This window comes from Plantactinospora sp. BC1, from assembly GCF_003030345.1.
Taxonomy (GTDB): domain Bacteria; phylum Actinomycetota; class Actinomycetes; order Mycobacteriales; family Micromonosporaceae; genus Plantactinospora.
On record NZ_CP028158.1, the window covers coordinates 1,509,405 to 1,519,766 of the forward strand.

Genomic DNA, 10,362 nt, shown 5'->3' on the forward strand with positions numbered 1-10,362 from the left:
CGTGACCACGCTCCGCGCGCCAGTGCGCAGCAGCGTACGGCGGACGACGGCTCAGACATCGATACTACCCTCTGCCGGTCCCCCGGCCGGCTCCCGCCCGGGGTGTCGGTCCGAACTTCGGCGCGGGCGCCGGATCGGATCGGAGCCTCTGATCCGTGGATAACCGCTCGCCCCGCCACGGCTGCGATGCGAAGATCGCCCGGTGTCCGCATCCCGTGCTGAGCTGCTGCGATGGCAGTTCGACCTGACCTGGTCGCTGCTCGAATACCACCTGGAGCGGCTGGAGCCCGCCCACCTGCTGTGGGAGCCGGCCGCGCTCTCCTGGACCGTACGCCCCGACGACGCGGGCCGATGGCTGCCGGACTGGTCGGAGACCGAGCCGGATCCGGTCCCGGTTCCCACCGTCGGCTGGCTCAGCTGGCACCTCGGCTGGTGGTGGAGCGCGACCGTCGACCACGCCCGGGGACGCACCCCGCCGGACCGCACCGAGGTGTACTGGCCCGGCGACCTCGCGGCGACCATCGCCTGGCTGCGCGCCCTGCGTACCGAGTGGCTGTCGGTGCTCGACGGGCTCACCGAGGCGGACCTCGACGAGACCGCCCCGTTCCCGTGGCAGGGCGACCCGGCGCACACCGTCGCGCACATGGTCGCCTGGGTCAACGCGGAGCTGATGAAGAACGTCGCCGAACTCGGCCAGCTCCGGCTGCTGCACGAGGCTCGTGCGATGCCCTGAGCCTCCGCGCCGGGCACGGACCGCTGCTCCGCGAGGTGTGGGGGACGACCGAACCGCCGTGCACGGAACGGATCCCGGCCGCCGCGAGCGGGCGCCCGCCGGGGCGGGACCGTCTCAGCGCAGGGTCACCGGATAGCGGAGGATCGTCCTCAGCCTCGGCGCGGCCGTCCGGGCCGGATTCGACAGGTAGATCTCGTGGTGGTGCCCCGAGATCCGGTACCCGGACTCGTCGAGGAAAGCCATCAGCCGGTCCCGGGTCGGCCGCTCCTCGCTGTACGGTCCGATGTGCAGCAGCTGCGCGCTCGTTCCCTCCGTCAACCGGCGCAGCTCGACCCGGTCCACAGGCACCCCGGGCTTCTTCCGGGCCGTCTCCGTGAGCACCTCCGCGACCAGATCCGGCTGCGCCGCCTGCGACGGCTGGAGGATCAGCATCGTCCAGTTCCAGGTCGACCGGTCCTGGCGGGTCGGGTCCCACTCCTGCGACCCCCACCACAGCCCCTCCAGCGGTGCGACGGAGTAATCCAGCACGTCGGCCCGGCGCAGCCGGGAGCGCAGTCCGTACGCGACCGTGTACAGCGCCCGCACCGCCTCCTGGTACCCGGAGCCGTCCGGGTCCCCGACACCGTCGATCGCCAGATAGGGCAACTCCGGTACCTCCACCAGGGCCGGGGCGGCACCCGCCGCGTAGAGCCGGGAATGCACCTTCTTCAGATCGGTCCTGGTCGGCGTGGTGGTCATCTCAGCTCGGCTCCTCGTCCTCGATCGGCACGACCACCCGGGTCACCAGTTGGGCCGGCTCGGTCGTCACCGGGTCGGCCAGGTACGCCTCCCGCACCTGGCCGCACGGGCGCAGCCCGCGCTCGTGGATCCAGGCGAAGACCGCCTGGTACGTCAACGTCAGGTGTTCGTACGGTCCGACGTGCACCGCCGCCACCACCGGACCCGGCGGCAGCTCCTCGACGGCCGTCCCCGGCACGGCGTCGGCGGGTACGTCGCTCTGCACCCCCACCGCGACCCGGAGCTGGCTGCCCAGGTCGACCGGGAAGAGGCCCCAGACCGGCGGTCTCCAGTCGAGGCCCGCCATCCCGGCCATCAGTGGGCCGATCTCGCCGCCGAGCGTCGCGCCGATCTCCTCCGGTGCGCAGACCGCGCGGCGGACCAGCAGCCGGCGGGCGGTCTCGTGCGCCATGGTCACCTCGTGCCGGAGCAGCCCGTCGGTGAGCAGGTCACCGGTGAGCAGCCGGTCCAGGAGCTGCCAGCTGCGTTGCTGTGCGGCGATCCGCTCCGCCAGCCGGCTCCGTTCGGTCCGCAACACGGCGGCCCGCGCCTCGTCGTCGCCGGTGAGCACCCGGGTGATCGCCGCGAGTGGGACGTCGAGGCCGCGCAGCAGGGCGATCACCATCGCGTCCCGCACCTGGTTCCGCCGGTAGTAGCGGTAGCCGGTGGCCGGATCGACGCTCGCCGGCCGCAGCAGGCCCACCTCGTCGTAGTGGCGCAACTGCTTGACGCTGAGTCGGCACAGCCGGGCGAACGCGCCGATCGGCAGGAGTTCCCTGGTCACCGCCACATCTTGAACCCTCCCACCGAGGGAGGGTCCAGCCGGCCGACCTGGCCGGTCCGGCGCGGTGCCCGGGGTACGCCCCCGGGCGGTCAGCGGTCGGACAGGCGTTGGAAGAGGATGTGGTCCTGCCACCGCCCCGCGATCTCGACGTATTCCCGGGCGACGCCGATCCGGTCGAACCCGTTGCGCCCGAGTACCCGCTGTGACCCCGTGTTGTGCAGCAGGGTGCCGGCCATCACCTGGTGCAGGTCCAGTTCACCGAAGGCGACGTCGAGGATCAGGCCCACCGCCCGGGTCGCGACGCCGCGCCCGTTGACGGACTCGGCGACCCAGTAGCCGAGGTTCGCCGACTGGGCCGGCCCGCGCAGGATCGCCGAGAGCGTGACGGTGCCGCAGATCTGCCCGTCGAGTTCGATCACGCAGCCGTAGCCGGTGCCGTTCTCCCGTTCCAGGGTCGCCTGTCGGAGCCGGGCACGCTGTCCGGCGGGAGTGAAGAAGCTCTCCGGGCGTACGGGTTCCCAGGGGGCCAGGAATTGCCGGTTGGCCACGTACGCCTCGGCGAGCGCGACCCCGTCGTCCACACCGGCGGGTCGGATCCGGATCATGGTCAGATTCTTCCAGCCAGCCCCGTCCGACGCTCTCCCCGCGCCATGGCCGCCCCCCGGTGCACCCGGCGGGGCCGCCTTGCCGAGCCCGGTTAACCTGGCGGGGTGTTGAAGGCCCGCAGGGTGAGCGCGTGGCGCAGCCGCTACGAGATCAGCGTCCGGGACCGGGTCGTGACGACCTGGGACGACGCCTTCTGGCGCAGCGGCGGCGACTTCGAGCTGGACGGCCAGCGATACCAGGTACGCGGCAACGCCTGGGGAACCCGCTACACCCTGCTCGACGGGGCGGGCGGGGCCGTCGCCTCGGCGGACCGGGTCGGCCGCAAGCGGTGGACGGTCGAGGCCGCCGGGCAGACGTACCACTTCCAGCGCGCCTCGCTCTTCGGCACCGAGCAGGAACTGCACGCTGGCGGGCGTCGGGTCGGCTCGGTGAAGCGGATCAGCTTCTGGCGCGGCGACGTCGCCGCCGACCTGCCCGGGCTGCCGTTGCCGGTGCAGGTCTTCGTGGTCGGCGTGGTGATCACGATGTGGAACCAGCAGGCGGCCGCGGCGAGCTGAGCCGCCGGGCCCCGACGCCGCACACCCCGCTCGCCGGGCACCGCTCGGTTCTTGGCGTCCATACCCAAGCGGCGCGGCCGCGCCCGCAGATCCGCGTTCGGGCGGGCAGGCGCCCGGCTATCGTGCCCGGAACCCGGCTCGTTCCCGGGTGCGGTGGCGCAGCCGACGCAGACCGGGATTCCGAAAACCTTTTCGGAGGATAGCGACCGGGTTGTGCGAGTACCCACCGTTCCCCGCGAAGGGGCAAATTACGGCGTAGTCGGCCTAGACTAGAATCTCGGTGGCTCGGCCTTCTCGAAAGACGGTCCGAAAGGATTTCGGTGGTCAGACAACGCTCTCAATCAGTGACCCTGACCGACGTGGCACGGCGGGCCGGGGTCTCGGTGGCCACCGCCTCCAAGGCGCTGAACGCGCGGGACGAGGTTGCGCCGGCCACCCGTCGCCGGGTCCTGGAGGCGGCCGAGGAACTCTCCTTCCACCCCAACGCCCTGGCCAAGGGACTGATCTCGGGGCGTACCCGGACGATCGGGCTGCTCACCGACGAACTCGGCGAACGCTTCGCCTTCCCGGTGCTGCTCGGCATCGAGAACGCGCTCGGCAACGAGCAGATGTGCGTACTGCTCTGCGATGCCCGTGGGGACGTCATCCGGCGCCGGCACTACATCCGTACGCTGCTGGCCCGCCAGGTGGACGGCTTCATCATCCTGGGCGACTCGAACGACATCCGCCCCTCGCTGACCCGGGACATCCCGGTCCCGGTCGTCTACGTCTACGGCGAGTCCGACGACCCGAACGACCTCTCGGTGCTCGCCGACGACGCCGGTGGCGCGCGGCTGGCCGTCGAGCACCTGGTCGCGCTCGGCCGGCGCCGGATCGGGCACATCACCGGCCCGGAGACCTACCGCGCCGCCCGTGACCGGGTGACCGGCCTGCACTCGGTACTGGCCGAGGCCGGGCTGCCGCTGGCCGGCGGCGACCCGCTGTACGGCGAATGGTCCCAGCGCTGGGGCCGGCACGCCGGCCGGATGCTGCTCACCGCCGATCCGGAGATCGACGCCGTCTTCTGCGGCAACGACCAGATCGCCACCGGGGTCGCCGAGACCCTGCTCGACCTCGGCCGGCGGATCCCGGACGACGTCGCGATCGTCGGCTACGACAACTGGGAGGTCTTCGCCGCCGACTGCCGGCCGCCACTGACCACCGTGGACCTCAACCTGCAACAGCTCGGCGCGACCGCGGTCAAGCAGCTCTTCGCCGCGCTCGACGGCGAACGGGCCGCCGGGGTGATCCGGCAGCCCTGCCGGCTCGTCGTCCGGGAGTCGACCGGCCCGGTCGCCTCGCTCGGCGCCGCCCGCGCGGGCATCCGGACCGAGATGGTTACCCAGGCCGATCGCGGGTAATCCCGCCAGCGCCCCCAGCGCGGTCCGACGGGCAAATAGCGATAACAGGCGACCCTCCCGCATCTCTCGGGGCATGCTCAGATGGTCGGCGGGGAAGGGAGTACGGCGTGAGGAACTACGATGACGACTGGACCGAGGACCAGCGCGCGCTGTACGACGAGTGCTTCAACCTCGGCGAGACCTGGGCCGGCGATCCGGAGACCGACGCAGACCAGCTCCAGGACGTGATCAACCTCGCCGAGGCCGACGACGACGAACTCGCCGAGGTCGACCTCACCTATCCCCCGCTGGTCGACGCGGTCGCCGAGGCGACCGGGGAACAGGTGACGAGCGTGACCGCCGACCGGGACGATCCGGCGTTCCGTGGCTTCGTCGACGGTGTCCGGCAGGGCGCCGAGGAGGACGTCTTCGGTCTCTGAACACCGGCAGGTCGGCGCGGGAGCCGGACCGACACTCCGGGCGGTCGACCGGCGCGGGCTACCCCGATCCCTGATGAGCGGGCGGGACGGGACAGACAGGATCGACCGGGGCCGGTAGACATGCTGGCATGCGGTACGCGATATCCCTCCCGCCGGCCGGATCGCCGGCCGACCTGATCGACGCCGCGGTCGCGGCCGACCGGACGGGCTGGCACGGCTTCTTCCTCTGGGACCACCTCGGTGCCGACGGCATGCCGATGCACGACCCCTGGGTCCTGCTCGGTGCGATCGGCGCCGCCACCGGGCGGGTCCGGCTCGGCGCGATGGTCACCCCGCTGGCCCGGCGACGGCCGTGGAAGGTGGCCAAGGAGGTGATCACGCTCGACCAGCTCAGCGCCGGCCGGGCCGTGGTCGGGGTCGGTCTCGGCGTCCCGGAGACCGACTTCACCGGATTCGGCGAATCGGCCGACCCTCGGGTCAGGGCGGCCGCGCTGGACGAGGCGCTGGTGGTGCTGGACGGGCTGCTGCGCGGCGACGAGGTGGCGCACGACGGTCCGCTCTTCCGGGTCCGGGCCCGGCTCGGGCCGGGTACGGTGCAGCGGCCCCGGCCGCCGATCTGGGTCGCCGCGACCTGGCCGCACCGGCGTCCCCTGGACCGGGCCGCCCGGTACGACGGGGTGTTCGCGCTCGGCCGGGACGCGGTCGGCGGGCTGACCCCGGCCCAGGTCGCCGAGGTACGCGCCACGGTCGGGCCGGACCGGGAGATCGTGGTGCCACACGATCCGGCGGTGCCGGTCGACGAGTACGCCGCCGCCGGGGTCACCTGGTTGGTGGTCGGTCCGGAGACCCCGGACGGTGACTGGCTGGCCCGGTTGCGCCGGCAGATCGAGGCGGGTCCGCCGGCCTGACCCTGACCCTGACCCCGGCCGTTACCCGGGCCGGTCCCGGGTCCGCCCGCTCCGGCTCGGCGGGGAGTTCGGCGGCCGGGGACGCCGGAGCCGGAGGTCCGGGCGGCGGCGTCGACCTATGGTGAACCGGTGCGCGGAGACCGGTGTCGTCCAGCGACGGAGGAGACGGAGCGGCCATGACCGTGACCAACAGAGCGGAACAGCCGGGGAGCGATCCCGGGCAGGACGTGCCGACCGGCACCTACACCATCGACCCGGAACGGTCGGTGATCCGGTTCGACACCCGGGCGGTCTTCGGGCTGCTACCGGTACGCGGCACCTTCCGGATCGGCAGCGGCACGATCACGGTGGCCACCCCGGTCGAGGAGTCCACGGCCGAGGCGGAGGTGCTCGCGGACAGCTTCGACAGCGGGCTCGGTCCCCGGGACTCCCACGTCCGCTCGGCCGACTACCTGGACGCGGCCGGTCATCCCTACCTGCGGTTCCGGGGCGAGCGGTTCGTACCCTCCGGTGCCGGCGGGACCCTGCACGGGCAGTTGACGGTACGCACCGTCACCCGGCCGGTGACGCTCGACGTCGAACGGGTGGCCGGTGGTACGGCGGAACTCAGCGCCCGGGCCGGCACCACCATCGACCGGTACGCCTTCGGGCTGACCAGGGCCCGGGGGATGACGGGCCGGCTGATCCGGCTGACGCTGGAGATCGTCGCGACCCGCCGTTGAGAGTGCGAGCGGGCGGCGCCCGGCCGCACTCCGCCCGGCCGGTCGGGGTTCAGGCCGGTTCGGGCATCGGACGGCCGGGAGCCAGCGTCGCCGGGAACTCCGCCAGGCTGATCCGGACCGGCAGGCTGGAGAGGACCGCGACGGCGGCGGTGTAGTCCGGGCCGGCGTCGAGGTCGTGCAGTTGCACCGGGCCGTCGAGGGGGTTCCCGGCGGCCCAGTCGACGAGCCGGGCCGGCTCGTCCGGCGGCGTCAGCGTGATCCGGTTCATCGGCACGGCCAGGCCGTGTCCGGTCGCCTTCAGCAGCGCCTCCTTGCGCGCCCAGTACCCGAAGAACGCCCGTCGGGCCGACTCGGCCGGCTGCTCCTCCCACCAGCGCAGCTCGGCCGGCGACAGCACGCTCCGGCTCAACGCGGCCACGTCGGTGCCGTCGGTCAACTCCTGCACGTCCAGGCCGACCGGGTCGGCCGCCACCGCCACGGCCACCCACTCCCCGGAGTGGGTGAGCGAGAAGTCGAGCTTGGTGGCGGGCCGGTCGACCACCGGCTTGCCGTGCCCGGCGCCGCAGTGCCGGCAGTGCCGGGAGAAGCTGAGCTGCCCGGCCGGTACCCCGAGGTAGTGCCCGAGCAGCATCCGTACCCCGACGTGGGCGGCCTGGTAGCGCTCCTGGTCGGCGACCCGCCGGAACCGGGCGTGCCGCTGCCGCTCCTCGTCGTCGAGCACGTCGGGTCCGGCCCAGTGCGCCGGACCGATCGGCAGCCGCCACACCTGGCACTCGCCCGGCGCCGGCGGCACCGGCCCGCCCGCTGCGGCAGGCGTCGGGGGGACCGCCTCGGGCAGGTCGGCGGGCGGGCGGCGGGATCCGGTCAACAGGCACCACCAGGGGTCGCGGATGGACGGCGGGCACGGACCCGCCCGCCGTGAGAACATTCTGGCGCGAGCATGCCAGCCGCGCGGCCGGCGCACCAGCCCGCAGCCCTGCCGCCGTCGACCCGCCCGGCCTGCGCCGTCGACCCGCCCGGCCTGCGCCGTCGACCCGCCCCGCCTGCGGCGTCGACCCGTCCGGTCTGCGGCGCCCGCTCGGCGGTCCGGAGGTCAGCGCTGGCCGTAGACCCCCTGGTAGCGCTCGTAGAGGGCGTCGATGTGCCGGGGCTCGATCGGCACCAGCGGGCCGCCGGTCCGGGCGATGTGCACGGTACGCGCGACGTCCTCGCACATCACCGCCGCCTTCACCGCCGCCTTGGCGCTGGCCCCGATGGTGAAGACACCGTGGTTGCGCATCAGCACCGCCGGTGAGCGGTGCCCCTCCAGGGTGGCGACGATCCCCTTGCCGATGTCGTCGCCGCCGATCAGCGCGAACGGGCCGACCGGGATCTCCCCGCCGAACTCGTCGGCCATGGCGGTGAGCACGCAGGGGATCGCCTCGTCCCGGGCCGCCCACGCGGTGGCGTACGGGCTGTGCGTGTGCACGACGCCGTTGACCTGCGGCATGTGCCGGTAGACGTACGCGTGCGCGTCGGTGTCGCTGGACGGCGAGTGGTTGCCGTCCACGACCTCCCCGTCCAGGGTCGTCACCACCATCGACTCCGGGGTGAGGTCGTCGTACGACACCCCGCTGGGCTTGATCACCATCAGGTCGGCGCCGGGCACCCGGGCGCTGACGTTGCCGCTGGTCCAGGTGACCAGCTCCCAGCGGGTGAGCTGCTCGTGCAGCCGGCACACCTCCTGACGGATCCGGGCGACCGTCTCGCTGACCGTGCCGGTGAGTTCGCCGCTGGTCATCGGCGCGCCTCCTCGCGTAGTGCGTGCAGCCGGTGCAGTACGTCGTTGCCGCCCCGGCCGAAGTAGTCGTGCAGTCGCTCGTACTCGGCGTAGAGCCGGTCGTACACGTCGGCGCTGGCCGGGTCGGGCTGGTAGACGCCCCGCCGGACCTTGCCCATCGCGTTGGCCGCGGCGGTGATGTCCGGGTACGCCCCGGCGGCCACCGCCGCGTGGATCGCCGAGCCGAGCGCGGGCCCCTGGTCGGAGTCGATCACCGAGAGCGGCCGGCGCAGCACGTCGGCGTAGACCTGCATCAGGAAGGTGTTCTTGAGCAGGCCACCGGCGGCGATGAACTCGGTCACCGGCACGCCGGCGTTCTCGAAGGCGGCGACGATGGTCCGGGTGCCGAAGGCGGTCGCCTCGATCAGGGCCCGGTACTGGTCCTCCGGCCGGGTGGCCAGGGTCTGCCCGACGATCACCCCGGAGAGGTCGTGGTCGACCAGCACCGAGCGGTTGCCGTTGTGCCAGTCGAGGGCGACCAACCCGTGCTGGCCGGGGCGCTGCGCGGCGGCCAGCTCGGTGAGGTACTCGTGCACCCCGATCCCCCGCCGGGCCGCCTCCTCGGCGTAGCCGGCCGGTACGCAGTGCTCGACGAACCAGCCGAAGATGTCCCCGACGCCGCTCTGCCCGGCCTCGTAGCCGAGCCGGCCGGGCACGATGCCGTCCCGGACCACGCCGCACATTCCGGGCACCTCGGCCAGGGTGTCGGCGACCATCACGTGACAGGTCGAGGTACCCATGATCGCCAGTAGCTGGCCGGGCTCCACGGCGTTCGCGGCGGCGGCGGTGACGTGCGCGTCGACGTTGCCGACCGCGACCGCGATCCCGGCGGGCAGCCCGGTCACGGCCGCCGCCTCCGGGGTGAGCCGGCCGGCGAGCCCGCCGAGCGGGGCGAGCGGGTGGGCGAGCCGGGTCTCGACGAAGTCGGCGAAGTCGGGGTGCAGCGCGGCCAGGTAGTCCCGGGACGGGTACTGCCCGTCCTGGTGGATGCCCTTGTAACCGGCGGTGCAGACGTTGCGGGTCTCCTCGCCGCAGAGCTGCCAGATGATCCAGTCGGCCGCCTCGATCCACCGCTCGGTCCGGGCGTAGACCTCGGGGTCCTCGGTGAGCACCTGGAGCGCCTTGGCGAACTGCCACTCGGCGGAGATCCGTCCGCCGTACCGGGGCAGCCACGACTCGCCGCGCTGCTCGGCCAGCTCGTTGATCCGGTCGGCGTGCCGCTGTGCGGCGTGGTGCTTCCACAGCTTCGGGTACGCGTGCGGCCGGTCGGCGAGCCCGGGGACCTCGTTCAGCGGGGTGCCGTCGGCGAGGGTGGGCAGCACGGTGCAGGCGGTGAAGTCGGTGCCGATCCCGATCACCGCGTCGGGCGGTACCGAGGCGGCGGAGAGCGCCTTGGGCACCGCCTCGCGCAGCACCGAACGCCAGTCCTCCGGCATCTGCAACGCCCAGCCGCCGGGGAGTTCGGCCCCGGTCTCCGGCAGCCGGTCGTCGATCACCCCGTGCTGGTACTCGTGCACCGCCGAGCCGAGTTCGGCGCCGTCCGACACCCGGACCACCACCGCCCGGCCGGAGAGCGTGCCGAAGTCGACGCCCACCACGTACCGGTCCGCACCGTTAGCGCTCACTCGTGTCCCTCC

Annotated in this window: 12 protein-coding genes; 6 read left to right on the forward strand and 6 right to left on the reverse strand. The window is 73.2% G+C overall.

The window, feature by feature from the left end; translation table 11 throughout:
- The first annotated feature begins 202 nt into the window (after nucleotides 1–202).
- Nucleotides 203–733, forward strand: a complete 531-nt coding sequence (locus tag C6361_RS06360) for a DinB family protein (RefSeq protein ID WP_107267098.1) — start codon at nucleotides 203–205, stop codon at nucleotides 731–733.
- A 114-nt stretch (nucleotides 734–847) separates the two neighbouring features.
- On the opposite strand, the gene C6361_RS06365 is transcribed toward C6361_RS06360, so the two are convergent.
- The 3 genes from C6361_RS06365 to C6361_RS06375 all read right to left on the reverse strand — a co-directional run bounded on the left by C6361_RS06365 (nucleotide 848) and on the right by C6361_RS06375 (nucleotide 2,899).
- Nucleotides 848–1,471, reverse strand: a complete 624-nt coding sequence (locus tag C6361_RS06365) for a GyrI-like domain-containing protein (RefSeq protein WP_107256296.1) — start codon at nucleotides 1,469–1,471, stop codon at nucleotides 848–850.
- Between the two features lies 1 nt (nucleotide 1,472).
- Nucleotides 1,473–2,294 (reverse strand): MerR family transcriptional regulator, encoded by an 822-nt coding sequence (locus C6361_RS06370; protein ID WP_107270773.1) that lies wholly within the window; start codon nucleotides 2,292–2,294, stop codon nucleotides 1,473–1,475.
- Between the two features lie 89 nt (nucleotides 2,295–2,383).
- Entirely contained in the window at nucleotides 2,384–2,899 is a 516-nt protein-coding gene (locus C6361_RS06375) for a GNAT family N-acetyltransferase (RefSeq protein ID WP_107267099.1), read from the reverse strand.
- A gap of 105 nt (nucleotides 2,900–3,004) precedes the next feature.
- Between C6361_RS06375 and C6361_RS06380 the strand changes: the two genes are divergently transcribed.
- From C6361_RS06380 to C6361_RS06400, 5 genes are all read left to right on the forward strand, one after another.
- Nucleotides 3,005–3,457 (forward strand): hypothetical protein, encoded by a 453-nt coding sequence (locus tag C6361_RS06380; RefSeq protein WP_234359368.1) that lies wholly within the window; start codon nucleotides 3,005–3,007, stop codon nucleotides 3,455–3,457.
- Between the two features lie 320 nt (nucleotides 3,458–3,777).
- Nucleotides 3,778–4,857 (forward strand): LacI family DNA-binding transcriptional regulator, encoded by a 1,080-nt coding sequence (locus C6361_RS06385; RefSeq protein WP_107256300.1) that lies wholly within the window; start codon nucleotides 3,778–3,780, stop codon nucleotides 4,855–4,857.
- Between the two features lie 107 nt (nucleotides 4,858–4,964).
- Complete coding sequence (locus C6361_RS06390) at nucleotides 4,965–5,276, forward strand: hypothetical protein (RefSeq protein ID WP_107256301.1); 312 nt, start codon at nucleotides 4,965–4,967, stop codon at nucleotides 5,274–5,276.
- Between the two features lie 128 nt (nucleotides 5,277–5,404).
- Entirely contained in the window at nucleotides 5,405–6,184 is a 780-nt protein-coding gene (locus C6361_RS06395; protein WP_107267100.1) for an LLM class flavin-dependent oxidoreductase, read from the forward strand.
- A 176-nt stretch (nucleotides 6,185–6,360) separates the two neighbouring features.
- Nucleotides 6,361–6,906, forward strand: coding sequence for a YceI family protein (locus C6361_RS06400; protein WP_107267101.1), 546 nt, complete (start codon nucleotides 6,361–6,363; stop codon nucleotides 6,904–6,906).
- Between the two features lie 49 nt (nucleotides 6,907–6,955).
- Here the strand turns inward: C6361_RS06400 and C6361_RS38965 are convergent, their stop codons facing one another.
- The 3 genes from C6361_RS38965 to araB form a co-directional block, all read right to left on the reverse strand.
- Complete coding sequence (locus tag C6361_RS38965; protein WP_159079213.1) at nucleotides 6,956–7,774, reverse strand: 4'-phosphopantetheinyl transferase superfamily protein; 819 nt, start codon at nucleotides 7,772–7,774, stop codon at nucleotides 6,956–6,958.
- A 225-nt stretch (nucleotides 7,775–7,999) separates the two neighbouring features.
- Entirely contained in the window at nucleotides 8,000–8,686 is a 687-nt protein-coding gene (locus tag C6361_RS06410; RefSeq protein ID WP_107256308.1) for an L-ribulose-5-phosphate 4-epimerase, read from the reverse strand.
- Complete coding sequence (araB, locus tag C6361_RS06415; protein ID WP_107267103.1) at nucleotides 8,683–10,350, reverse strand: ribulokinase; 1,668 nt, start codon at nucleotides 10,348–10,350, stop codon at nucleotides 8,683–8,685. Before araB ends, C6361_RS06410 begins: the two co-directional genes overlap by 4 nt.
- Between the last annotated feature and the right edge of the window lie 12 nt (nucleotides 10,351–10,362).